This is a genomic window from Actinomycetota bacterium (assembly GCA_040757835.1).
In the GTDB taxonomy this organism is placed as follows: domain Bacteria; phylum Actinomycetota; class Geothermincolia; order Geothermincolales; family RBG-13-55-18; genus SURF-21.
On sequence record JBFLWJ010000001.1, the window covers coordinates 450160 to 473358 of the forward strand.

Genomic DNA, 23199 nt, shown 5'->3' on the forward strand with positions numbered 1-23199 from the left:
TCTGGCTCACTCCTGTATCCACCCGTCTGAGAGCTCCCCGCGAAAGACCTCGACGGCCGGTCCGGCCATGAGCAGGTGGCCGCTGCCATCGACGCCTATGTCCAGAGTCCCGCCGGGGAGCTGCACCTTGACCGGGGTCTCGCATCTCCCGGTGTGGATGGCCGCCGCGACGGCCGCACAGGCACCGGTCCCGCAGGCAAGGGTCTCCCCTACCCCGCGCTCCCACACGCGCAACACTATGCGGTGGGCGCCATCTACCTGTGCGAACTCCACGTTGGTGCGGGCGGGAAAGAGGGGGTCTCTCTCCACTCTGGGGCCCAGGCGGTCAACCGGCGCCCCAGCCGCGTCTGCGACGAAGATCACGCAATGGGGGTTGCCCATTGAGACGCAGAAAGCCTTCAGTTCCTCTCCGTCCTCAGTTCTTATGGTGACCTCGCCCGGTCTGGAGGGGTCGTCTGGAGCCGGGAGGTCGTCAGCCGCCAGTTCGGGGAGGCCCATGTCCACTTCCACCCCCGTGACCACGTTGCCGTTCAGGGACAGGCTCAGGGCCTTGACGCTGGCGCGGGTCTCTATGAGCATCCCTTCCTTGCGTATGCCCTTTTTCTCGTAGAGGTACTTGGCCAGGCAGCGTATCCCGTTCCCGCACATCTCCGCCTCGCTGCCGTCGGCGTTGAAGATGCGCATGGACGCATCGGCGCCACCGCCGGGCGCGCAGGCGAAGATCACGCCGTCCGCGCCCACGCCGGTACGGCGGTCGCATATACCGGCTATCTCCCGGGGGGAGAGGAAAGGCCCTCTCTCCCCGCCGTCCAGGACTACGAAATCGTTCCCCGTACCGTGATACTTGAAGAAATCCATTTACCAAGCCGTCCCGGTCTCTTCGTATGTGCGGCGGCCGGCTGTTCCGTACCCCGCTCGTTCCCGGCCTGCCACACGCTCGGGAGCTTATCACAGCCCGGCCCGCAGGTGGTCCAGTACCGCCGCGATCACCCATGGCGATGGTTCCGCGAGGTCCGCTTCGTCCAGGTCCAGCCAGTAAAGGCCCGGGATGCGCCTAAGCCAGGTGAGCTGGCGCTTGGCATAATTGCGGGACCGCCGCTTGACATTACCGATAGTTTCCTCGAGAGGTATGCCCCTGTCAAGGTGATCGAGGACCTCCTTGTAGCCCAGAGCCTGCCGCGCGGTGCGCGAGAGCCCACTGGTAGCGGCCAGGCTCCGCACCTCTTCCACGAGGCCCGCTGCGAACATCGCGTCCACGCGCGCATCAATGGCGCCGTACAGTGCCTGCCGCGGGGCGTTGAGCGCAACCCCGCTGAATTCGTAGAAGGAAGACTGCATGCCGCGCCTGGACTGGAAAGAGGAGAAAGGGACGCCGGTGCGTTCGTAGACTTCCATGGCGCGCACCACGCGGCGTGGATTGGCGAAGTCGTGGCACGACGCGAAAACGGGGTCCACCGCCGCCAGGCGCTCTTTCAGCCCCGCGAGGTCCTGGACCGCCTCCTGCTGCAGCCGGCGGCGCAGCTCGTCATCGGCAGACCCCGGTGGAAAAGAGATGTCGTATACAACCGCCTCGAAATACAGACCGGTCCCCCCGACCAGCAGGGCGGTCCTGCCACGGGCGTTTATCTCCTCTATGGCCCGGCGCGCCTTTTCCTGGAACTGGGCGGCGGAGAATTCGCGCGACGCTTCCACCACGTCCAGCATGTGATGGGGGACGAGGTCCGTCCACGGCTCTCCAGGCTTTGCCGTTCCGATGTCCATTCCGCGGTAGACCTGCATTGAGTCGACGGAGACGATCTCCGCCATGATGGCGGGAGCCACCTCCACGGCGATGCGGCTCTTGCCGGTGGCGGTGGGCCCGAGGATGGCCGCGATCTTTGGACGCTTCGGAGGCACGGGCATGGGCGATCAGTAGAACCTGTCCACGGTGAAGCGGAAGAGCTGTATGGGCTCGTGGGGGCTGATCCCGGCTTTGTTACGGGCGATCTCGAGCTGCTGCTCTACGCTGTCCACGCCCTCGAGGTCGGGGAGGAGCAGCCCTACCCTGCTCCCCCGCTTGACGATCACGCCATAACGGCGGGGGTCGAGCTGCGAAGCGTCGCTGACCGGTTCCGGTTCCGAGAGGACATCGACGCTGATGTCGAGGGAAGCGAGCTCGTGTTCCGATACGGGGGGGAAGCGCGGATCGTGGCAGGCGGCACTTACGGCGTTGGCGGCTATCTCCTCGGCGAGAGTCTCCTGTGTGGGCTGGAAGGTGCCTATGCACCCCCGCAAGTCTCCACCTTTCTTGATACAGACGAAAGCCGCCCCCTTTCCGTCCAGGGACCCGAAGTCATCCTTCATGTCATCCCGCGACAGCCTCTTACCCCCCTTGACCCAGGCTTCTATGGCCGAGCGCGCCAACTTTACATGGGGGCTGGCTGTTTCATTTCCGTTGCTCTCGGGCATGGATACATCTTTCCTTTCATACGTTCTTGAGGTGCAACGAGACCAGGTAACCCACACCGAACGGGCCTTCGTAGGAGAGGACGGAGTTGGTCAGCGTACCGTTCTTGAGGGCGCCCCACATGGCATGGATGGAACGAAAACCGCATTCCCCCGCCAGCTCCACCAGGTCCTCTGGGATGTCTACGATAGCGTCGAAATCGCCTCTGGCGGCGATATCGACGATGCGCCGATCGAAATCCTGGGCGCTGGGGTCATATCCGGCGGGCGCGCCCTTGATGAGGCGGTGCGAGAGGTCGCCGCTGGCCACGAAGACGGCCCTGCGCCTCAGGTCCGCGCAGGCCCTGCTGGCGACCCGTCCCAGCAGGAAGTGGTCGTGGTAAGAAAGGCCGGAGATGGAGAGGCAGACCATCGGAGTATCGAAGGCCTGGTCCAGGAAGTAGAGGGGGACCAGGAGCCCATGGTCCAGTTCCTCGCCCGCCTCGGACCATCGCGTGGCGGTCTGCTGCCGTGATATCAGCGGCACACCCTCGGAGGATGCCGACTTTATCATGGCCGCGACGAGTTCCAGGTCGTTGTCCTTGGCGATGCGCACCTGGGGTCGTCCGAAGGAGGCGAAACTGCCGCCCAGGACCGGCGCGTCCTTGATTATGAAGGTGTCCCTGTAAGGGGGAGTATGCGGCGATATCGCCACCAGCACGTCGGGCTCAAGCTCCGCTATCCTACGGCTCAACTCCTTCATGGCGGCGCAGGTCGAGCGCACGGCTTCCTGGTCCCTTCCACCGATCTCCGGAATGAGCAGGGGTGGGTGCGGGACAACGCAGCCTCCGACCATGCCGTCACCCATGCCGTCACCTCCGTTCAGCGGGCGCAACCCAAGCCGGGCAACGCTGCCGTCTCTGCCTTTCCGTATATAGCATACCCCCGGTACCGGCGTGAGAAACGCCGTATGCCGCGGCCGGCAACCGGCTCACAGGGTTTCCAGGAGCTCGCCATGCAGGCTCCAGCTCCCGGCGGAGGCGATGAGAACGCGGACGTATCTGCCGGTTAGATCGTCTTCCGTGCGCTTGAAGTGTACCAGCTTGTTCTGGCGGGTGCGCGCCGACCAGCGTTGCCGGTCTTTACGGCTGGGGCCGTAGACGAGGACCGTCTGCTCCGATCCAACCTCTGAGCGCAGGCTCGAAGCGGTGGCGGAACGTGTCGCCTCCATGAGCCGGCCGAGGCGGGCGCTCTTCGTCTCCGCGGGGACATCGTCGGGCAGGGAAGCGGCGGCCGTGCCCTCGCGGGGGTTGTAAAGAAAGGTGAAGGAGGTGTCGAAACGGCACAGTTCGACCATCTCCATGGTGGCTTCGAAGTCCTCTTCCGTCTCGCCGGGGAAGCCCACGATAAGGTCCGTGGAGAGGGCCACGCCCGGGACCAGGCGGCGGAGCTCCCGGACCTTTTCCAGGTATTCCCGGCTGCCGTAGCCGCGGTTCATGGCCTGCAGGATGCGGTCGCTGCCCGCCTGCAGGGGCAGATGGACGTACTCGCAGACGTTGTCCGTCTCGGCGATGGCGAGCATGATGTCACTGTCGAAGTCGCGGGGGTGTGAGGTGGTGAACCTTATCCATGGCTCGGGGGACCCCTCCCCGAGGAGGCGCAACAGGTCGGCGAAACGGCTCCTGCCCTCCTCCGCGCGCCGGAAGGAATTGACGTTCTGCCCCAGGAGGTTGATCTCCTTGACGCCGGCGGCTCTCAGCGCCACCACCTCCCGCACGATGTCCTCCATGGAGCGGCTCTCCTCGCGTCCCCGTACGTAAGGTACGATGCAATACGAGCAGAAGTTGTCGCAGCCATTGGTGATGGTGACCCAGGCACGGAAGTCTTCACGCCTCCCGCTCGGCAGCCCGGTGATGCGCGCTCCGCTCATGGCGGTGGCGCATATGCCGCCCCGGCCGGCCTGGGAGAGCAGGAAGGCGATGTTCGCGTACTGATGGGTCCCGAAGACCACGTCGACGTAGGGCGCCCGCTGCATCAGCCGTACCCCCTCCTTCTGGGCCAGGCAGCCTCCGACAGCGATCATGGTGCCCCTTTTCTTGAGGGGTTTGAGGGAGGAGAGGTGCCCGTATAACCTCTGCTCGGCGCTCTCCCTGACGCAGCAGGTCAGAAGGATGACCGCATCCACCTCGGGCAGGTCACCCTCCGTCCACCCGGCCTCCGCGAGCAGGCCCCGCACGCGCTCGGAATCGTGGATGTTCATCTGGCAGCCGAAGGTCTGAAGCGCGTAACTCTTACCCATACGAAGCCCACTCACGCATAATTGGCGATGCAGTAATCAAGGCTGCGCCTGAGGTTGTCGACGATCCTCTTGCGGCCCAGCCGTGCCTCCAGGGGACCCGGCCCCAGTTCTAGCGCCACCTTGCCATCGAAGCCGTCGCGGTGGAGCACATGGAGGAAGCGGTCCAGCGGCAGCCTTCCCTCGAAAGGCAGGGCATGGTCATCGAACCCCTTGAGATAGTTGTTGGAGAGGTGGATATGTCGCACGCGGCCACCCAGCGCCTCCCAGGCTTCGAAGATGTCGATCCCGGCGATGGCATAATGGCTGGTGTCGAAGACCAGGTTGTCGAAATGGCCCATCTCGCGCAGGGAGTTGAACAGGCTGAGGTTGAGCGGTCTATGCACGTACACCTTCATGGCGTTCTCCACCGCCACGATGACGCCGCTGCCGCCACAGGAGTTGAGGTTGTGGCGGGCCCAGCGGGCGTAATCCCATTGCCAGAAGTACGGCAGGTGCACCACCACGATGTCAGCCCCGAGTTCCCGGGCCATGTCGAGGGATATGGCGATCTTCTGCTGCGGCCCCCCCCACACCTTCTTCGCCGCGAAGAGGAAGGGGGCGTGTATGCTAAGCACGGCGATCCCGAACTCTTCGGATAGCTCCTTTACGTATTCCGTGGACTGCGTCTCCTCGCGCCTGGTGACCATGAGTTCGATCCCCTGGAACCCCGCCTCGCGCACAAGCTGGAAGATATCCCTCAGCTCGAAGCTGAAGAGGGAGGCGGTGGAGAGGATGAACTCGGTTATCTTACCCTCCCCCCCTCCATCCCTTTGTTCCACCCGCTTGCCTGCGGGAGTAGCTGCGGAAGAGGAAGGTCGTGGTGGCGAAGCCGGCCAGCATCCCGCCCAGTCGGGCGATGGGAGACTTGAGGGCCGAGTCCACGGCGCGCAGGCTGGACTCCGTAAGCTCCAGCATCTCCTTCGCCTCGCTGGTAATCTGGCCCACCTTCTCCAGTTCGCCGTTAACGTCATCGATGGTCTGGTTGAGGTTTACGAGCAGCATGTTCAATTGCGGACGGGAGTCGTCCAGGGTGCGGTTGATATGATCGACGCTCCGGCTGATCTTGAGCACGAGGCGGACGAGAAAGACGGTGAGGAGCGGAACGGAGATGATGGCGATCACCAGGAAGATAATCTTCAGTGCGTTCAAGGTGCCTCCTAGGTTGCCGCCTGGATCCCGGCACGCACCGCGGCCTGTGCCGGCCGGCCTCCCGGGCGGTATCTATCTCGACTCGACGGAGAGCTTGATCGCCGTCCTCTCCTCCCCGTCGATCATGATGTCGGTGAAAGCGGGGATGCACACCAGGTCGATACCGCTGGGTGCCACGAACCCCCTCGCTATGGCGATTGCTTTGACCGCCTGGTTCAAGGCTCCCGCCCCGATCACCTGGATCTCGGCACTACCTGTCTCACGCAGGACTCCCGCTAGCGCCCCAGCAACGGAATTCGGGTTGGACTTCGAAGATACCTTGAGTACTTCCATCCTTCAGTGCTCCTCCCCTTGGCATTTCAATTCCATGGACTTCGGTCCCCGAATAAGCTCTTATAATATATTAATCCAAGCCATTGTTAAAGGCATCCTCCGTGCTGGATATACGGCGGAGGGGGCCTCTCAGTCGTCGTCGCTTTCGTGCAGGCCCAGCGAGATGATGAGGCGGTTCTTGCGCCGCTTGACCACCGGGTCCTCTGCCTTGAGATAGTATCTCCCACCGATATCGGCGAAGGTGTCCCGCAGAGACGCGCAGATTATGGATACGTCTTCCTGGCTGAGGCGGCGCGCGAGGTGGTCGCTCCATGCGGCGTGCGGTTGGCGGTGCAGGTCGGAGCGCTTCGCGGCGACCGTGCCGTCTCCCCCTCCCAGCAGTTCGTTGATGCTCATGAGGGGGTGGATCTCGTACTCCAGGACACGGAAGGCGTTGCGCTCGGAGACGTCCAGGCCCATCTCGCCGGCGCAGAAGCCGTGCACCTGCCGCCCCTCCTTGATTCCCCCCAGGTCGAACCAGAGCGGTCGCCTGGACCCGTTCTCCCCGGCGGCCCACCCTTTTCTCAGTTCCAGGGAATGGTGGTAGAGGGTGGCCAGGATCTCGGCGTTTGATCCCAGATATATCTTAAGGTCGCGGCTGCTAAGCGCGAACTCCGCGAGCACGCGCGGCACGTTATGCGGCCCTCCCGCGATGACCGTGTTACCTTCCTCATCCAGTTCCAGCCTGGGGAACGAGGACTGGTCCTTCTTCTCCGGCAGGGTGGTGGTGTCCATGCGTGCATGCATGATGGTCCCGCTGTCCTCGATGGACCTTATCAGCTGGATGTCGTCGGCGACCTGCTTGATGGAGAAGAGGGCCATGCCCCTGCCGTGGACGCCGAAGAAGTCCTCGACCACGTCCTGTACCTTCGAGGTCACCCTGGCCTCGAATATCCTGCGGTGCATGGTTTCCGGGATGCCCTTCCCGTCGTCCAGCACGGTCACGTTGCGCCAGCGCCCCTTCTCTTTTTGGAAAGCCACGTAAACGTGGGCAGCTCCGGCATCGCGGGCGTTGCGCACCAGCTCCTTCACCACGTCCTCGACACTGCGGATGTCCTGCAGGGCCTGGCGCCTCTCGGCCTCGGTTATCTTCAGCCTGACATAGCCGTGCCCCAGTTCCTCCTCTACGGTGAAGGTATCCCGGTCCGCGAACCTGCGGACGAAGGAGAGCAGGTCTTCCCCATCCCGTTTCCCGTCTGTAGCCAATGCGCATCCCGTCTCGTCGAACCGCCGGAAACTCCTCAATCACCATCTCGGCAAGTAGGCCACCACACTGAACATGCGCGATGGTCAATAAAAATTATATCAGAGGCGCGAGGCGTGCCATGGACGGCACGCCCGCTCTCCGCGCCCTTGGCGCTGGCATGGAAAAAGGGCGGGCGTGACGCCCGCCCCCGGTTCCACTCGGTTATTTTGCGTAGTCTACCACGCGCTTTTCCCTGACCACGGTTATCTTGATCTGGCCGGGATACTCGAGTTCGTCCTCGATCTGCTTGGCGATCTCCCTGGAGAGGGTGACGCAGCCAAGGTCGTCTATTACGTCGGACTTGACCATCACCCGTATCTCGCGACCCGCCTGCAGGGCATACGATCCGTCGACGCCCTCGAAGGAATCGGCGATGGTCTCCAGCTTCTCCAGGCGCTTGATGTAGCTCTCCAGGGTCTCCCGGCGGGCTCCCGGCCTGGCGGCGCTGATGGCGTCGGCAGCCTGCACCAGGACCGCCTCGATGGTCTGGGCCTCGGTCTCCTCGTGGTGCGCGGCGATGGCGTGGATGACCGCTTCGCCTTCCTTGAGGCGCTTGGCGAGTTCCGCCCCGATCACCGCGTGCGATCCCTCGACCTCGTGGTCGATGGCCTTTCCGATGTCGTGGAGCAGTCCGGCGCGCTTGGCCGTCTTGATATCGGTCCCCAACTCCGAGGCCATGAGCCCCGCCAGGTGCGCGACCTCGATGGAGTGCTTGAGGACGTTCTGACCGTAGCTGGTGCGGTACTTCAGTCGCCCGAGCACCTTCATGAGTTCGTGGTTGATGCCGTGCAGGCCCACGTCGAAGACCGCCTGCTCGCCGACTTCCTTTATCTCCGCATCGACTTCCGCCTTGGATTTCTCGTACATCTCCTCGATGCGCGCGGGCTGGATGCGGCCGTCGGTTATCAGTCTCTCCAGGGTCAGCCTGGCGACCTCGCGCCTGACCGGATCGAAGCTGGAGAGGATCACCGCTTCCGGGGTGTCGTCGATGATCAGGTTGATCCCCGTCAGGGTCTCGAAGGTCCTGATATTGCGCCCCTCCCTGCCGATGATCCTCCCCTTCATCTCGTCGCTGGGGAGCGGCACCACGGAGACGGTGGTCTCGGCTACATGGTCGGATGCGCACCTCTGGATGGCGTTGGCGATGATGTGCTTCGCCTTTTTCTCGGCTTCATCGCGCAAACGGCTCTCGATCTTCTTTATCACCTGGGCCGCCTCACGCTTGGTCTCCTCCTCTACCTGTTGCAGGAGGAGCTGTTTCGCCTCGTCCTTGTTCAGTCCCGCTATCGCCTGCAGGCGTTCGTTTTCCTCGGCGAGCTTGCTTTGGACTTCGTTGCGCAGCGCCTGGATCTCGCTTTCCTTGGAAGTTAGTGATTTCTCCCTCTGCTCGAGGTTAGCGGCACGGTTGTCCATCTGCTCTTCTCGCTGCAGGAGCCTGCGCTCGAAACGCTGCAGCTCGTTGCGGCGGTTCTTGATGTCCCGCTCCGCATCGCTGCGCATGGCGAAGATCTCGTCTTTAGCCTCAACTAGAGCTTCACGTTTCTTGCCTTCGGACATCTTATCGGCTTCCTGCAGGATACGCCTTGCCTCCTCTTCGGCAGAGGATATCTTCGCCTCCGCCATGAATTTGCGTGCCAGGAAACCAGCTATCAGGCCTATCGCAAGTGCAGCTACGCCTACTATGATGGCTACTATCATCTTCTTCCTCCCTTCATCTATATAAACCCGAGGTATAGACTCGGGTATCTCAATAAAAAAAGCCGAGCTCCATCTCGGCATGAGGCATATATCGATGATCAGGATGTACCGTATAGGCCAATATCGTTAGATCCTGCCGTTACGGTATATCACCAAAGCGAAAAACCCGCCTGGACGTCCATAAATGACCTCAAGCCTGCCTCAATTCTATGGGAGCTTATTAACAGTGTCAAGAAATCGGCTTCCGTCCGTTTCGCCGGCTCTTGCCGATGCGTCCCGGAGTGCGTACGCCACCGCGGAGGAGGAGAACCCGCGTCCCGCCAGCTTCCTCGCCGCCTTCTCGATATCCTCGCAGCTGGGGGAGTGGCCGTGGGGGGTAAGGAGGCAGTCCATGGCCTTGACCGCTGCCTCACGCTCCAGGCTGGCGTCGAAACATGCCTCCAGGCTCTCCTCGGCGACTTCCCTGTCGATGCCCCTCCTGCGCAGTTCGGAATAGATCTTCGCGCGACTTTTCCCGGAGCGCTGCCCGCTCGCGACGATATCCCGGGCGAGTGAAGGGTCACATAGGAGCCTCTTCTCGCTGAGCTCGGCGACGACATCATCGACTACGTCGGGCTTAAAGCCCTTGACGCTCAGGTCGCGGCAGATCTCCTCACGGCTGCGGGGACGGTAGGTGAGCATGGCCAGTGCTCTGCGAAGGGCGCGTTTGCGCGGCGCCCCACTATCGCCGCTGCTATCACTCAGCTTCGACGACACCCTCGCTGTCCTTCTCCAGCGGTTGACCGTTCGTCTGCGACAGGCCCAGCATCTCCCTCAGCTCCCGGTCGAGCCTGGCCGCCAGTGCGGGGTTGTCGGTGAGGTACTGCTTCGCGTTCTCTCTCCCCTGCCCGAGCTGGTCTTCCCCGTGTGTGTACCAGGCTCCGCTCTTCTTTACCAGCCCGTTCTCCACCGCGAGGTCAAGGATATTGCCCTCCGTCGAGATGCCCTTCCCGTACATGATGTCGAACTCCGCCTTCCTGAAGGGAGGGGCCATCTTGTTCTTGACCACCTTCACGCGCACCTGGTTTCCGACGATCTCGGCCCCCTGTTTTATGCTGTCTATCTTGCGGATGTCCAGCCGCACGGAGGCGTAGAACTTGAGCGCCTTTCCGCCGGGGGTGGTCTCGGGGCTGCCGAACATCACGCCGATCTTCTCCCTCAACTGGTTGATGAAGATGGCGGTGGTGTTCGACTTGTTTATGGTCCCCGCCAGTTTGCGCAAGGCCTGCGACATCAGCCTCGCCTGCAGCCCCACATGGGCGTCTCCCATCTCCCCCTCAATCTCCAGGCGCGGTACCAGCGCCGCCACGGAATCGATGACCACCACGTCCAGCGCCCCGCTGCGCACCAGCATCTCCGCGATCTCCAGCGCCTGCTCGCCGGTGTCCGGCTGGGAGATGAGCAGTTCGTCAACGTCCACCCCCAGGGCCTTGGAGTAGCCCGGGTCAAGGGCGTGCTCGGCGTCGATGAAAGCGGCTATGCCGCCTCTCTTCTGCGCCTCGGCGATGATATGCAGGGCCAGCGTCGTCTTACCGGACGATTCCGGGCCGAAGATCTCCACCACCCTGCCCCGGGGCACCCCTCCTATCCCGAGGGCGATATCCAGCGACAAGGCCCCCGTAGGTATGGCGGCTATCTGGAACCTGTGGTTGTCCTGCCCCAACTTCATGATGGAGCCCTTGCCGAACTGGCGCTCTATCTGCGTCAGGGCCATTTCCAGGGCTTTCTCTTTCTCCACCGTTATCCTCCTGTGCCTCTCGGGAAACAATATGACTCGGACCGGTACCCGCCCCGATCACGAGATATCCTCGCCGCTTCCGACGGTTCATATTATATTTCTGCGGGGTGACATTTAGACCTTTGCGGGAAAGGACGGGTACAGGGCCGTCCCGCCCTCCGCGTATATCTCAAGTCCTATCGAAACGGGCTATGAACATCCCGTCAACATGGTGGAGGTGCGGCCACAGCTGGAGCTGTCCCGCGAGGCGGAACTCGCCGCACTCGCCCAGGAAACGCCCGGATACGTCCGTGGTCTCCTGCGTTGTGAATGTGCATGCGGAGTAGACCAGGGAGCCGCCGCGGCGCACCCGGGCCGCGGCGCCGCGCAGCAGGTCGGACTGGAGCCGCGCCAGCTCCTCGAGGTCGCCGGGGCCGCGGCGCCACTTCAGCTCGGGATTGCGCCGCAGCGTCCCCAACCCGGAGCAGGGGGCGTCCACCAGCACCCCGTCCGCTTCCTCGGCGACGGTCTCGGCGAGGCGCCTGGAGTCGCCGAGGCGTACATCCATGTTGGAGAGGCCTAGCCTCGCCACGCTGTTGCGCAGGGCCGCCAGCCTGCTCTCGCTGGCGTCCACCGCGATCACCCGGCATCGCTCGCCCCCCAGCACGGCCAGGTGGGTCGCCTTTCCGCCGGGAGCGGCACAGGCGTCGATTAGCAGTTGCCCGGGATGGGGGTCCAAGGCGTAAGCGACCAGCATGGAACTCTCGTCCTGCACCACGCATCGTCCCGCCTCCAGCAGGGCCAGCAGTTCTCCGTATGGGATCTTCACGTCCGAGAGGGCTTCCCCGAGACAGGCGGAGAGCCCGGCACTGCCGCCCCTGTCCACGATCTCCTCCAGCAGCTCATCCGCGCTGCCACGCGGCGTGTTCACGCGCAGGGAGAGCGGTGGGATGGCGTTGTCGGCGTCGCATAGCGCCTCGGCCTGCTGCGGGCCGAGGAGGCGCAGCATGTATTCCACCAGCCAGCGGGGGTGTGAATAACGGGTCTCGAGAAAAGCGGGGAGGTCGTCGCGGGAAGGCCAGGGGAGACCCTCCATGCCCCGGCAGGCGTTGCGCATCACCGCGTTGACGTAGGACGCCGCGCCCCGGCCCAGCAGGCGCCTGGTGAGGGAGACTGTCTCGTTCACCGCCGCGTGTTGCGGGACCCTCGTCTCCGTCAACTGGTAGATGCCGAGCCTGAGCATGTCGAGCACCGCGGGGTCCAGGTCCTCGAGGTCCCGTCGTGAAAAGGCGGCGATGATGAAGTCCATCCTGCCGCGGTGCCTCTGCACGCCGTATGCGAGTTCGGTCACCAGCGCGCGTTCCCGGGCGTCCACGGACGCCGGGTCCATGCCGTAGCGGAGCAGCAGGCTCAGGTAGGCGCCTTCGCCGTTGACCCTGCGCGTTATCCCGTAGGCGATCTCCCTGGCACTGGGCATGCGGGATGCCCCCCTCAGCGGCCCATATCAGTTCGTCCCCGCTTCACCAGGGGCGAGGAAGACCTCGCCCCTCGCGGGACGGTATCCCCGCCTGAACTCGCCCGCGCTCATTGCCTTCTTCCCCTCAGGCTGTACCTCCAGCAATTGCAGCGCCCCCCCACCGGTGCCCACGGCAACGCCTTCCTTGCCTTCGGGCAACAGCTCGCCGGGGATCCCCGCGGCGACGTCGGGGCGCGGCAGGGTGCGCAGGACCTTCACGCGCTTTCCGCGCAGCAGCGTGTATGCACCGGGGCGCGGGCTCAAGGCGCGCACCTGGTTGTGTATGTCCGCGGCCGTCCGGGTCCAGTCGATCACCGTGTCCTCCTTGCGGATGGGGTCGGCGTAGGTCGCCATGGCTTCGTCCTGGGGAACGGGAGGGATGTCGCCGGCGAGGAAGGGCGGCAGCGTCTCCAGCAGCAGGCCGGCTCCCAGGGTGGCGAGCTTCCGCCGCAGGGTAAGGGCGCTGTCGGAGTCTGCAATGGCCAGCTCCCGTACGGCGATGACGTCGCCGGTGTCCATCCCCTCGTCCATGACCATCAGGCTCACCCCGGTTACGGCCTCTCCCCGCATCAGGGCGCGCTGTATGGGAGCGGCGCCGCGATAGCGCGGCAGAAGGGAGGGGTGCACGTTCAGGCAGCCCTTAGCGGTGTAGCCCAGGATTCTGGCGGGGAGCAGGTAACCGTAGTCGGCCACCAGCATCAGCTCCGGCTTCACCTCGCCGAGTGAGGCCGTGAAGAGGGGGTCACGTGGGCCATCAGGCTGGAAGACCCTCAAGCCCCGCAGTTTCGCAAAGGCTTTGACGGGAGTGGGGCGCCGGTGCAGGCCCCTGCCGGCGGGATGGTCAGGCCGGGTGAAGACTGCGCTTATCTCGAACCCGGACCGCAGGAGTTCATCCAGAAGGTCTCGCGAGAAGCCGCCGCTTCCCAGAAAGACGGTGTTCAGAAAAATCACCCCCGGCGCTTCAGATGGACGTGGTCCCCCGCCGCGTCTCCGGGCGGGATCCGTTGCCCTCCTGCAGCAGCTGCAGTGCCTCAACGCGGCTCTCGCGGTCGGTCCTCTCCAGGATGAGCTTGCCGTCGAGGTGGTCGATCTCGTGCTGGAACACGCGGGCTATCCACCCTTCGGCCTGTACGAGATGCTTAGCGCCGCTCAAGTCGAGGTACTCGAGTTCCAGGGTCAGGTGCCGCGGGACCGGCACCACCGCCCCCGGGAGGCTGAGGCAGCCCTCGACCTCCTCCTCGACTTCCTCGGAGGCCGAGATGATGCGCGGATTGATGCAGGCCTCGATCTCGCCCTCGCGCTCGTAGACGAAGACCCGCTTGACCACACCTATCTGGTTTGCGGAAAGCCCCGCCCCTCCTGGCTGCGGGAGGGAATCGACGAGGTCCCTCACCAGCTGCTCGATGTCGGGTCCGACCTCCTCGACTTCCAGGCACCTCTCTTTGAGGACCGGGTCACCAAAGACCCTGATGGGCAGAACCGCCATTGTTCAAACCTCCCGACGCTGGCGCTTTGTGTCCGGCTCGTGCCCGCTGACCCGCGCCCGGGCCCTTACAGGCCCGCCTCGCTACGCAGCGCCTCCGCCTTGTCCGTATGCTCCCAGGTGAAGTCCTTGTCCAGGCGCCCGAAATGCCCGTATGCAGCGGTCTTCTTGTAGATGGGCTGGCGCAGTCGCAGGTCCCTGATGATGGCCGCGGGACGCAGGTCGAAGTGCTCGCGGATGAGGGCCTCGATGGTGACCAGGTCGACCTTCTCGGTCCCGAAGGCCTCGACCATCACCGATACGGGGTGGGCCACGCCGATGGCGTAAGCAAGCTGTACCTCGAAACGGTCGGCCAGCCCGGCCGCTACCACGTTCTTGGCCACGTAGCGCGCGGCGTAGGCCGCCGAACGGTCAACCTTGGTGGGGTCTTTGCCCGAGAAGCAGCCGCCACCATGGCGGGCCATCCCCCCGTAGGTGTCCACGATGATCTTGCGCCCGGTGAGTCCGGTATCGCCCATGGGCCCCCCGGTCACGAACTTGCCGGTGGGGTTGACCAGTACGCGCAGGCTGCGGTCGTACATCTCCGGTGGCAGGACCGGGTGGATGACATGCTCGATGAAGTCAGGTTTCATTAACTCCTCGATGTCCACGTTTGGGCGGTGCTGCGAAGAAAGCAGCACGGTGTCGATCCTCACCGGCCTGTCGTCCTCATATTCCACCGTCACCTGGCTCTTGCCGTCCGGCCTCAGGTAAGGGAGGATACCCGCCTTCCTCACCTCGGAGAGGCGGTGGCAGAGCTTGTGCGCAAGGAGGATGGGCATGGGCATGAGCTCCTCGGTCTCGTTGCACGCGTAGCCGAACATCATCCCCTGGTCCCCGGCCCCAAGTGAGTCCAGCATGTCGTCCTCGACCTCTCCCATGCGCTCCTCCATGGCGTGGTCGACGCCTTGGGCGATATCGGAGGACTGGGGATCGATGGAGACTATGACCCCGCAGGTCTCGTAGTCGAAACCGTACTTGGCGCGCGTGTACCCGATCTCCTCGATGGTCTTCCTGGCCGTGTTGGGTATGTCCACGTAGGTCGAGGTGGTCATCTCCCCCGCTACGACCACCAGGCCCGTGGTCACCAGGGTCTCGACGGCGACCCTTCCAAAGGGGTCGTCCCTGTAGACCTCGTCGAGTATGGCATCAGAGATCTGATCGGCTATCTTGTCCGGGTGTCCCTCGGTGACTGATTCCGAAGTGAACAGGTGGCGTTTGGACACTTCCACTCCTTTCCTCTCTGCATCTCTTCCGGTACGGACCGCGGGCGCTCGTCTCTAACCGCATAATTATACAACTTCACGGGCCCGCTATCTCTTGGATGGATCAGTCGAAGAACGCCGTGAAGGCCGTCTGCAGGGCTATTTGTATATGAATATCAGCAGGATAGTGGAGATGACGAAGGTCGCAGCACTGACGATGGTCAGGCGGTCGAGGTTCTTCTGCACGATCTGCGTGCCGGCCGCCCCGCCCATGGAGGCGCCGCCGAAGAGGCTCGACATCCCGCCACCCTTGCCGGAGTGCAGCAGCACGAAAACGATCATTGACATGCTGGATATGAAGAAAAACGCCAGCACTACATACTTCAGGATATCCACGGTACTCGATACCTCCTTCTACAGTGAGATATTGTAGCATACTCGGCGCGGGGGATGGGTCAGGCTTCTTGTTTGTTGCATTCCACCAAAGGCTGCTACCTCGACCCGGGCTTCAAGAAAGCAAGAAACAAGACCTGACCCCCAAACGGAGAGCCCGTTTCTCAGGTCGCGTTGTGGGCGATGGCGGCGAAATCGGACGCCTTGAGGCTGGCGCCTCCGACCAGGGCGCCGTCGATGTCCTCCATGGCCATGAGCTCTGCGGCGTTGTCCGGCTTGACGCTTCCTCCGTAGAGTATGCGCAGCGACGCGGCTGCATCCTTACCGTATGAACCGGCGACCCACTTCCGTATGAAAGCGCACATCTCCTGGGCGTCGTCCGGCGTGGCCGTCTTGCCGGTGCCTATGGCCCAGATGGGCTCGTAGGCTACGACCATACCCGCGACCTCGCCCTCATCCACGTCCGCGAGGTCCGCCTCCAGCTGGCCTTCCACCTTGGCCGCGGCCCCGCCGGCTTCTCTCTCCTCGAGGGTCTCCCCTACGCAGAGGATGGGGACCATGGCGGCGTCGAGGACGGCGCGGACCTTGGCCGCGACGAAATCGTCGCTTTCACCGATTATCTCGCGCCGCTCTGAGTGACCCACGATGACATAGGCGACCCCCAGGCCTTTGAGCATGGATGGGGCTATCTCTCCGGTGAAAGCGCCCTCGCTCTGAGGATATACGTCCTGCGCTCCGAGGCTGATGGAGCTACCAAGTTCGCCCAGGAGGCGTGAGATGTCAGCAAGAGCGGTGAAGGGAGGGCATACGGCCACCTCCACGTCCTCTCTCTCGGCCACCATGGGAACGAGTTCGCGCACCAGCTCCAGGGCCTCCGCGTTGTTCTTGTACATCTTCCAGTTACCGGCGATGAGCGGCTTCCTCATCTTCATACCCCCTAAGCTCAAGCGTCCTGCAGTACTCCGACTCCCGGCAGGACTTTGCCCTCCAGGAACTCCATGGAGGCGCCGCCTCCGGTCGAGATATGGGTGAACTTATCCGCAAGGCCATACTTCTCGATGGCTGCTATGGTGTCTCCCCCGCCGGCCACCTTTACCGCCCCGGAAGCGGCGATGGCCTCTGCCACGGCCCGCGTCCCAGCGGAGAAGCGGTCCCACTCGAAGACACCCATAGGCCCGTTCCAGAATATGGTCCTGGCCCCCGAGATGACCTTGCTGTACTCCGAGATCGTGATCGGCCCGATGTCCAGGCCCATCCAGCCTCCGGGGATGTCCAAGGCGTCGACGACGCGGCTCTCGGCGTCTTCCTTGAACCCCGAGGCGACCACGAGGTCGGTAGGGAGCAGTATCTCGGCCCTGCCGCCCGCCGACGCCATGACCTCGCCGACCTCGGGCAGCAGCTCGTCCTCGCACAGCGAACTGCCTATCTCCATCCCCCGCGACTTGAAGATGGTAAAACACATCCCACCCCCGATGAGCAGGGTGTCCACCAGCTCCTGGAACCTGCCGATCACCTTGAGCTTGTCGGATATCTTGCTCCCGCCCAGGACGGCTACGAAGGGGCGTTCGGGGTCAGAGAGCAACCCCTGCAGGGCGGTTATCTCTTTCTCCATGAGCAGTCCCGCCACGGCCGGCAGCCGCTTGGCTACGCCGGTCACGGAGGCGTGGGCTCGGTGGGCAGCCCCGAAGGCGTCGTTTACGTAGACCTCGCCGAGGCGGGCGAGGGCGTCGGCGAAAGCGGGGTCGTTGCCCTCCTCGCCCGGCTCGAAGCGCAGGTTCTCCAGGAGGAAGACATCACCGGGAGCCAGGGCCGCGCAGGCCTTTTCAACTGCGTCTCCGACCACCGCGTCTGCCATGCCTACCGGGGTGGCCAGCAGCTCGCTGAGGCGCGCCGCCACCGGCGCGAGGCGCATGGAATCCACCACCTTACCCTTGGGCCGCCCCAGGTGCGACATGACCACCAGGGAGGCGCCATGGTCTAGGAGATACCGCAGGGTGGGCAGGGAGGCTCGGATGCGGGTGTCGTCGGATACCACGCCGCCCTCGTCAAGGGGTACGTTGAAATCGACACGCACCAGGACCCGTTTACCGGAGACGTCGATGTCCCTTACGGTTTTTTTCGCCATGAGCCTTACCGTCTACGGGAGCAGGATGTCCAGCAGGTCCACCAGGCGGTTGGAGAAGCCCCACTCGTTGTCGTACCAGGAGACCACCTTGCACATCTTTCCCATGGTCATGGTGGACTTGGCGTCGAAGACCGATGAGGAGGGGTTCCCTACTACGTCGGAAGAGACGATGGGGTCCTCGGTGTACTCGAGCACGCCCTTGAGCGCGCCCTCGGCGCCGGCCTTGACCGCGGCGTTGATATCGGCGTGGCTGACTTCCTTAGCGAGCACCGCGACCAGGTCGACCACGCTGCCGTCCATCACCGGTACGCGCATGGCGATGCCGTCCAGTTTCCCCTTCAGCTCTGGTATCACCAGGCCGATGGCCTTGGCGGCGCCGGTGGAAGTGGGGATGATGTTGCCGGCTGCCGCCCGCGCGCGGCGCAGGTCTTTATGGGGGAAGTCCAGGATGCGCTGGTCGTTGGTGTAGGCGTGTACCGTGGTCATGTAGCCCATCTCCACGCCGAAGTTATCCACCAGCACCTTGACCACGGGGGCCAGGCAGTTGGTGGTGCAGGAGGCGTTGCTGATGACATCGTGCCTGGAGGCGTCGTACTGGTCGCTGTTGACGCCCATGACGATGGTGATGTCGGGATCGGTGGCGGGGGCGGTGATGACCACCTTGGACGCGCCCGCTTCCAGGTGCTTGGCGGCGCCTTCGCGGGCCGTGAACACCCCCGTGGCCTCGATGACCACATCGACACCCAGGTCCTTCCAGGGCAGAGCCGCGGGGTCCTTCTCCGCGAAGGCCTTGATGTCCTTACCGTCCACTACCAGCGCGTCTTCCTTCGCCTCCACGGTGCCCGCGTACCTGCCGAACATGGTGTCATACTTGAGGAGGTGCGCCAGGGTGGCGTTGTCCGTCAGGTCGTTTATGGCAACTATGTCCACGTCTCGCGATGCGGCCGCCCGCAGAAAAAGCCTTCCGATCCTCCCGAAACCGTTTATCCCTACCTTGACCGCCATCTCGATACCTCCTTCGATCCCACGACATCTCCGTCCATCGTCTGGTCCGTGCATACTCCAAAAGACATTATAAGCAAAAACGCGCCGCGATAAACCACGGCGCCGGCGGAAATCTGGTTCAGCCGATGGCGGAGGCGATACGCCTTATGCGCAGAAGGCGGTGGTAGACGGCGGATTTCGTCAGCGGCGGCTGCAGGCGGTCTCCCAACTCCTGCAGGCTGGCTTCAGGGTAACGCAAGCGGACCTCGGCGATCTCCCGGAGGGATGAGGGCAGGCTGGCCAGGCCGGGGCCGTCGGCGACCGCGCGTATGTCCCGCAGTTGCCTCTGGGCGGCGTCAACGCTGCGTTCCAGGTTGGCCGTCTCGCTGTTCACGCGCCGGTTCACCCTCTCCCTGACCTCCCTCACCACCGACTCGCTCTGGAGTCGCAGCACCGCGTCGTGGGCCCCAAGCAGCGCCAGGAGGTCCACCTGGTCGCCGCGGTTCTTGCCGTAGGCGGTGTAAAGCCGTTTCTTTCTGCCCAGGTGCAGGTCGATGCCGTACCTGGAGGCGAGATCCCTGAGCCCCTCCGCCATCTCGTAGTGCTGCACGTTGATCTCCAGGTGGGCCGGCTGCTCGGGACGGCTCACGTAACCTCCCCCCAGGAACGCCCCGCGCAGGTAGGCGATGCCGCAGCAGTGCCGGCGCGTGAGCCACGCGGGCACGCCCAGGACGGGGCGTAGCGAGCCGTCGAGCAGTCCCAGTTCGCTCAGGATCCGGGTTGAGCCCTCGCCGTCCTCGAGGTAGAGGATGTAGCAGTTGTGGCCGCGCAGGCGCGGAGCCTTCTCCACCCTCAGTTCCGGCGAGACGGCGAAAAGCTCCTTCAGATAGGAGAACATCTTCCTCGCCACCGCCGCGTTCTCGCTCTCCGTATGCAGTCCGAGGCGGTGGGGCGCGGTGAGGTGGAGGGCCCCTTCCAGGTGGAAAAGGGCCGAGAGCTCCGCCATGCGGCAGCAGCGGCGCGCCGGTACCAGGCGCGCCAGCTCGTCCTTGACCCCGGTGGTAAATGCCATTCCTCACCTGCGGTGCATGTCGCGGTGGCGCACGTTCACCGTCCAGCCTCCGGACTCGAGCCTGGCCGCGAGTTCCTCCACCAGGACCACGGAACGGTGCTGGCCACCGGTGCAGCCCATGGCCAGGGTGATATAGCGCCTCCCCTCACGCCGGAACTTGTCCTTGAGGAACTGGACGAGCCCCTCCACCCGGTCCAGGAACTCCTCGCTCTCCTCGGAAGCCATGACATGTTCCCTGACCCGCATGTCGCTGCCGTCGAGTTCGCGCAGCTCGTCCACCCAGTAAGGGTTGGGAAGAAAACGCACGTCGAAGACCATGTCGGCGTCGAGGGGCAGACCGAACTTGTAACCGAAGGAGACTAGGCTGATCTCCAGCAGCAGCGAGTCGCCCTCGGAGCGGTACTGGTTCATGAGCTGCTCGCGCAGCTGGTGCACGCTGATGCGGCTGGTATCGATGACGATGTCGGCCCTCCCGCGCAGCGCCTGCAACAGCTCGCGCTCCCTGGCGATGCTCGCGGTTATGCCGCCCTGTGAAGGGATGGGGTGGGAGCGGCGGGACTCCTTGAAGCGTTTGATCAGCGTCTCGTCGTCGGCCTCCAGGAAGACGATGTTGTAGGGCACGCCGCCGCGGTTCAGCTCGTCCATGGATTCGCTAAGGTCCTCGAAGAACTCGCCCCCGCGCACGTCTATGCCCACGGCGAGGTGATCGATGCCGCTCTCGCTCTGGGAGCCCAGCTCCACCATCTTCAGGAGCAGCAGCGGTGGCAGGTTGTCCACGCAGAAGTAACCGAGGTCCTCCATGCTCTTGATGGCGACGGACTTCCCCGCCCCGGACAGACCGGTGATGATGGTTATCTCCATCTCCCAGCGCCTCCTGCCGACCTTGCCGACCAGGTCAATTATAGTATCTATCGGCACGGAGGGGGTATCCGGCAATACCACACTTTAACCGGAGGTGTCCCGGCCCGCGGCATCTCAACATCGCGGGCTGGCGCCCTCGAAGCGAAGCAGCCATGCCTTGGTCTCCTCCGCCCCTCCGTATCCCCCCAAGCTTCCGTCGCCCTTGACCACGCGGTGGCAGGGGATGACGATGGGAAAGGGGTTGCCGTGCATGACGTTGCCCACGGCACGCGCCGCGCGGGGATGGCCGGCCAGCTCAGCTATATCGCCGTAGGAGCGGGTCTCGCCGCGCGGGATGCGCGCCACCTCGGCGAGCACGTCCCGCTCGAAGGGCGTGGCCGCGATGGTCTCTATGAGGGCCACGGCATAGGCCTCAGACACCTCACTCCCCTGGAAGAAAGCGGCAACCGCGTCGAGCAGTCTGGCCACCTCCGCCGGTACCGGCCCGGGTGCCGCCTCTCCGCCCTCGTCCGCTCCCGGCAGGGTCAAGAAGACGGGCCTTCCGTCCTGCACGAAGACGCGCATCTCTCCCAGGGGGGTGTTGACCGGGTAATAGAGGGGTTCATTCATGTCTCTCACCTCGCTCTCTCATGTTTCTGTCTGTCCGGTGACGTCTTTGCCTTCGTGCTGCTCCACTGGCGCGTGCAGGGCGCGGTAGAGGTTGTCCGCGACGCGAACGTCCAGAAAGGAGAGGGCACGCAGCTCCTCCAGGGAGGCCTCGGACATGCGGGCGATACTGCGGTAGTGGCGCAGCAGGGCGGCCTTGCGCTTCGGCCCTACGCCGGGGACGTCGTCCAGAAGCGAGCGGCGCGTGCGCTGCGACCTCTGCTGGCGGTGGTAGTCGAGGGCATAGCGGTGGGCGTCGTCGCGGATGCGCTGCAGCAGGTGGAGGGCCTCTGAATCCCGCGGCAGTCGCACCGGCTGCCTGGCGCCGGGGCGGTAGACCTCCTCCATGCGTTTTGCGATGGCGGCAGCCTCGATCTCCCAGAAACCCGCTACCTGCAGCGCCTTCAGCGCCGCTGCCAGCTGCGCCTCTCCGCCGTCGATGAGGATCAGGTCTGGTCTCTTGTGGAAGGAATCAAGGCGGACGGCGGCGGGCGGCGCGCCCGCCCCGGCGGCGTCGGCGAGCTTGGACAATCGGCGCACGAGCACCTCCTCGATCATTGCCACGTCGTTCTGGCCCGCCACTCCCCTGATGCGGAAACGACGGAAGTCCTTGCGCGCCGGCATCCCGCCCTCGTAAACCACCATGGAGCCCACGGCGTCGTCCGCGCCCAGGTTGGATATGTCGTAGCACTCGATGCGGTAGGGTGCGCGGCTCAGCCCCAGGCCATCCTGGATGCCGCTTGCCGCACGGGATATCCAGCCCAGGTCGCTCGCCTGCTTGGCCAGGTGCACCTCGAGGGAGAGCCGGGCGTTCTCGGATACCGCCTCCACCAGGGCTCGCTTGCGGCCACGCTGCGGCACCAACACGCGCACCTTGCGGCCCTCCCGGCTGCTCAGCCACTCCTCCAGGAGCTTGCTCTCCTCCCCTCCGGGAGAATGGGACAGGATGACCTCGCGCGGGATAAAGGAGGCTCCGGCATAGAACTGTGGCAGGAAGGCGGCCATGATCTCCGTCTCGTCCTGTCCCGCCGGGAGGGTGGAATAGAGGTCTTGCTTGCCTAGGATCTTCCCGCCTCGCACGAAGAAGACCGTGACGCAGGCGTCGAGGGCGCCTGCGTGGGCGGCGATGATGTCCTGGTCGCCCTCGCCGATGACATAGGCCTGCTGGCGCTCCAGGAGGCGGTTGAGTGCTGCTATACGGTCGCGGGTGCGAGCGGCCAGCTCGTATTCCTGCCTGGCGGCCTCCTCGCGCATGCGCAGCTCAAGCTCATCGAGGATGGCCTCGTGTCCCCCTTCCATGAACCGCACCACCCCGTCGATGATGCGCCGGTATTCGTCCCGGGAGACAGCCCCTACGCACGGTCCCGAACATAGACGGATGTGGTAGTCGAGGCACGGCGAGCCAGTGGTCTTGCCCGGTTCACGGCCCCGGCAGGCGCGGAACGGGAACACCTTGCGCAGGGTGGCGATGGTCTCGCGCACCGCTCCGGCATGGGCGAAGGGGCCGAAGTAGAGGGTATCGGACCGCCTCTTGCCGCGCACGAACATCACGCGGGGAAAGGCGTCCGTGGTGCACACGGCCATATAGGGGTAGCTCTTGTCGTCACGGAACTCGATATTATAGACGGGGTGGTAGCGCTTGATGAGGTTGGCCTCGAGGATGAGCGCCTCCACCTCGCCCGCGCAGGCTATGAAGTCCAGGTCGGCGATGCTCTCCCGCAGCCGCGCCAGGCGCGGGTTAGAGGCTTCGCGGCCCTGGAAATAGGAGCATACGCGCTTGCGCAGCGACGCAGCCTTGCCCACATAGATGATGTTTCCCTCCGCGTCCGTGAAGAGATAGACTCCCGGCGTATCGGGAAGGGCCGCGGCCTTTTTCCTGGCGTCTCCCATTTC

24 protein-coding genes are annotated in these 23199 nt (G+C 64.2%); all 24 read right to left on the minus strand.

Features of this window, described 5'->3' with window-relative positions:
* Window positions 1-6: 6 nt before the first annotated feature.
* Entirely contained in the window at window positions 7-858 is an 852-nt protein-coding gene (gene dapF, locus AB1384_02040) for a diaminopimelate epimerase (GenBank protein ID MEW6553052.1), read from the minus strand.
* A 90-nt stretch (window positions 859-948) separates the two neighbouring features.
* A complete protein-coding gene (gene miaA, locus AB1384_02045; protein MEW6553053.1) occupies window positions 949-1902 on the minus strand; it encodes a tRNA (adenosine(37)-N6)-dimethylallyltransferase MiaA in 954 nt (317 codons plus the stop codon).
* Window positions 1903-1908: 6 nt separating this feature from the next.
* Window positions 1909-2448 (minus strand): AmmeMemoRadiSam system protein A, encoded by a 540-nt coding sequence (gene amrA, locus AB1384_02050; protein ID MEW6553054.1) that lies wholly within the window; start codon window positions 2446-2448, stop codon window positions 1909-1911.
* 16 nt (window positions 2449-2464) lie between these two features.
* The gene (locus AB1384_02055) at window positions 2465-3292 is read right to left on the minus strand and encodes a class III extradiol dioxygenase subunit B-like domain-containing protein (protein ID MEW6553055.1); all 828 of its coding nucleotides are present in this window, start codon (window positions 3290-3292) and stop codon (window positions 2465-2467) included.
* 123 nt (window positions 3293-3415) lie between these two features.
* A complete protein-coding gene (miaB, locus tag AB1384_02060; protein ID MEW6553056.1) occupies window positions 3416-4723 on the minus strand; it encodes a tRNA (N6-isopentenyl adenosine(37)-C2)-methylthiotransferase MiaB in 1308 nt (435 codons plus the stop codon).
* An 11-nt stretch (window positions 4724-4734) separates the two neighbouring features.
* Window positions 4735-5541 (minus strand): TIM barrel protein, encoded by an 807-nt coding sequence (locus tag AB1384_02065; protein ID MEW6553057.1) that lies wholly within the window; start codon window positions 5539-5541, stop codon window positions 4735-4737.
* Entirely contained in the window at window positions 5510-5911 is a 402-nt protein-coding gene (locus AB1384_02070; protein ID MEW6553058.1) for a DUF948 domain-containing protein, read from the minus strand. Before AB1384_02070 ends, AB1384_02065 begins: the two co-directional genes overlap by 32 nt.
* Window positions 5912-5983: 72 nt before the next feature.
* The gene (locus tag AB1384_02075; protein MEW6553059.1) at window positions 5984-6244 is read right to left on the minus strand and encodes a stage V sporulation protein S; all 261 of its coding nucleotides are present in this window, start codon (window positions 6242-6244) and stop codon (window positions 5984-5986) included.
* Window positions 6245-6373: 129 nt separating this feature from the next.
* A complete protein-coding gene (locus AB1384_02080) occupies window positions 6374-7489 on the minus strand; it encodes an ATP-binding protein (GenBank protein MEW6553060.1) in 1116 nt (371 codons plus the stop codon).
* 202 nt (window positions 7490-7691) lie between these two features.
* A complete protein-coding gene (gene rny / locus AB1384_02085; GenBank protein MEW6553061.1) occupies window positions 7692-9227 on the minus strand; it encodes a ribonuclease Y in 1536 nt (511 codons plus the stop codon).
* A gap of 207 nt (window positions 9228-9434) precedes the next feature.
* Window positions 9435-9983 (minus strand): RecX family transcriptional regulator, encoded by a 549-nt coding sequence (locus AB1384_02090; GenBank protein MEW6553062.1) that lies wholly within the window; start codon window positions 9981-9983, stop codon window positions 9435-9437.
* Window positions 9964-11004, minus strand: a complete 1041-nt coding sequence (gene recA / locus AB1384_02095) for a recombinase RecA (GenBank protein ID MEW6553063.1) — start codon at window positions 11002-11004, stop codon at window positions 9964-9966. The genes AB1384_02090 and recA overlap by 20 nt, the downstream gene beginning before the upstream one ends.
* 169 nt (window positions 11005-11173) lie before the next feature.
* Window positions 11174-12460, minus strand: a complete 1287-nt coding sequence (gene rsmB, locus AB1384_02100; GenBank protein ID MEW6553064.1) for a 16S rRNA (cytosine(967)-C(5))-methyltransferase RsmB — start codon at window positions 12458-12460, stop codon at window positions 11174-11176.
* A 27-nt stretch (window positions 12461-12487) separates the two neighbouring features.
* Window positions 12488-13450, minus strand: a complete 963-nt coding sequence (fmt, locus tag AB1384_02105; GenBank protein MEW6553065.1) for a methionyl-tRNA formyltransferase — start codon at window positions 13448-13450, stop codon at window positions 12488-12490.
* Between the two features lie 10 nt (window positions 13451-13460).
* On the minus strand, window positions 13461-13985 hold the full coding sequence (gene def, locus AB1384_02110; protein ID MEW6553066.1) for a peptide deformylase: 525 nt from the start codon (window positions 13983-13985) through the stop codon (window positions 13461-13463).
* A 65-nt stretch (window positions 13986-14050) separates the two neighbouring features.
* Window positions 14051-15247: a methionine adenosyltransferase gene (gene metK / locus AB1384_02115; GenBank protein ID MEW6553067.1), complete on the minus strand. Its 1197-nt coding sequence runs from the start codon at window positions 15245-15247 to the stop codon at window positions 14051-14053.
* Between the two features lie 138 nt (window positions 15248-15385).
* Entirely contained in the window at window positions 15386-15622 is a 237-nt protein-coding gene (gene secG / locus AB1384_02120) for a preprotein translocase subunit SecG (GenBank protein MEW6553068.1), read from the minus strand.
* A 161-nt stretch (window positions 15623-15783) separates the two neighbouring features.
* Complete coding sequence (gene tpiA, locus AB1384_02125) at window positions 15784-16545, minus strand: triose-phosphate isomerase (protein MEW6553069.1); 762 nt, start codon at window positions 16543-16545, stop codon at window positions 15784-15786.
* Between the two features lie 17 nt (window positions 16546-16562).
* On the minus strand, window positions 16563-17744 hold the full coding sequence (locus tag AB1384_02130; GenBank protein MEW6553070.1) for a phosphoglycerate kinase: 1182 nt from the start codon (window positions 17742-17744) through the stop codon (window positions 16563-16565).
* A 12-nt stretch (window positions 17745-17756) separates the two neighbouring features.
* The gene (gene gap / locus AB1384_02135) at window positions 17757-18749 is read right to left on the minus strand and encodes a type I glyceraldehyde-3-phosphate dehydrogenase (GenBank protein MEW6553071.1); all 993 of its coding nucleotides are present in this window, start codon (window positions 18747-18749) and stop codon (window positions 17757-17759) included.
* A 118-nt stretch (window positions 18750-18867) separates the two neighbouring features.
* Window positions 18868-19800, minus strand: a complete 933-nt coding sequence (whiA, locus tag AB1384_02140) for a DNA-binding protein WhiA (GenBank protein MEW6553072.1) — start codon at window positions 19798-19800, stop codon at window positions 18868-18870.
* Window positions 19801-19803: 3 nt separating this feature from the next.
* Window positions 19804-20661, minus strand: a complete 858-nt coding sequence (rapZ, locus tag AB1384_02145; protein ID MEW6553073.1) for an RNase adapter RapZ — start codon at window positions 20659-20661, stop codon at window positions 19804-19806.
* 114 nt (window positions 20662-20775) lie between these two features.
* Window positions 20776-21270, minus strand: coding sequence for an MGMT family protein (locus AB1384_02150; protein MEW6553074.1), 495 nt, complete (start codon window positions 21268-21270; stop codon window positions 20776-20778).
* Between the two features lie 18 nt (window positions 21271-21288).
* The gene (gene uvrC, locus AB1384_02155; GenBank protein ID MEW6553075.1) at window positions 21289-23196 is read right to left on the minus strand and encodes an excinuclease ABC subunit UvrC; all 1908 of its coding nucleotides are present in this window, start codon (window positions 23194-23196) and stop codon (window positions 21289-21291) included.
* Between the last annotated feature and the right edge of the window lie 3 nt (window positions 23197-23199).

Bases quoted from the DNA above. Each gene is read 5' to 3' on its own strand.
- dapF (MEW6553052.1), bottom strand. From the start codon at position 858: ATGGATTTCTTCAAGTATCACGGTACGGGGAACGATTTCGTAGTCCTG.
- miaA (MEW6553053.1), bottom strand. From the start codon at position 1,902: ATGCCCGTGCCTCCGAAGCGTCCAAAGATCGCGGCCATCCTCGGGCCC.
- amrA (MEW6553054.1), bottom strand. From the start codon at position 2,448: ATGCCCGAGAGCAACGGAAATGAAACAGCCAGCCCCCATGTAAAGTTG.
- AB1384_02055 (MEW6553055.1), bottom strand. From the start codon at position 3,292: ATGGGTGACGGCATGGTCGGAGGCTGCGTTGTCCCGCACCCACCCCTG.
- miaB (MEW6553056.1), bottom strand. From the start codon at position 4,723: ATGGGTAAGAGTTACGCGCTTCAGACCTTCGGCTGCCAGATGAACATC.
- AB1384_02075 (MEW6553059.1), bottom strand. From the start codon at position 6,244: ATGGAAGTACTCAAGGTATCTTCGAAGTCCAACCCGAATTCCGTTGCT.
- rny (MEW6553061.1), bottom strand. From the start codon at position 9,227: ATGATAGTAGCCATCATAGTAGGCGTAGCTGCACTTGCGATAGGCCTG.
- rsmB (MEW6553064.1), bottom strand. From the start codon at position 12,460: ATGCCCAGTGCCAGGGAGATCGCCTACGGGATAACGCGCAGGGTCAAC.
- def (MEW6553066.1), bottom strand. From the start codon at position 13,985: ATGGCGGTTCTGCCCATCAGGGTCTTTGGTGACCCGGTCCTCAAAGAG.
- tpiA (MEW6553069.1), bottom strand. From the start codon at position 16,545: ATGAGGAAGCCGCTCATCGCCGGTAACTGGAAGATGTACAAGAACAAC.
- AB1384_02130 (MEW6553070.1), bottom strand. From the start codon at position 17,744: ATGGCGAAAAAAACCGTAAGGGACATCGACGTCTCCGGTAAACGGGTC.
- gap (MEW6553071.1), bottom strand. From the start codon at position 18,749: ATGGCGGTCAAGGTAGGGATAAACGGTTTCGGGAGGATCGGAAGGCTT.
- whiA (MEW6553072.1), bottom strand. From the start codon at position 19,800: ATGGCATTTACCACCGGGGTCAAGGACGAGCTGGCGCGCCTGGTACCG.
- rapZ (MEW6553073.1), bottom strand. From the start codon at position 20,661: ATGGAGATAACCATCATCACCGGTCTGTCCGGGGCGGGGAAGTCCGTC.
- AB1384_02150 (MEW6553074.1), bottom strand. From the start codon at position 21,270: ATGAATGAACCCCTCTATTACCCGGTCAACACCCCCCTGGGAGAGATG.
- uvrC (MEW6553075.1), bottom strand. From the start codon at position 23,196: ATGGGAGACGCCAGGAAAAAGGCCGCGGCCCTTCCCGATACGCCGGGA.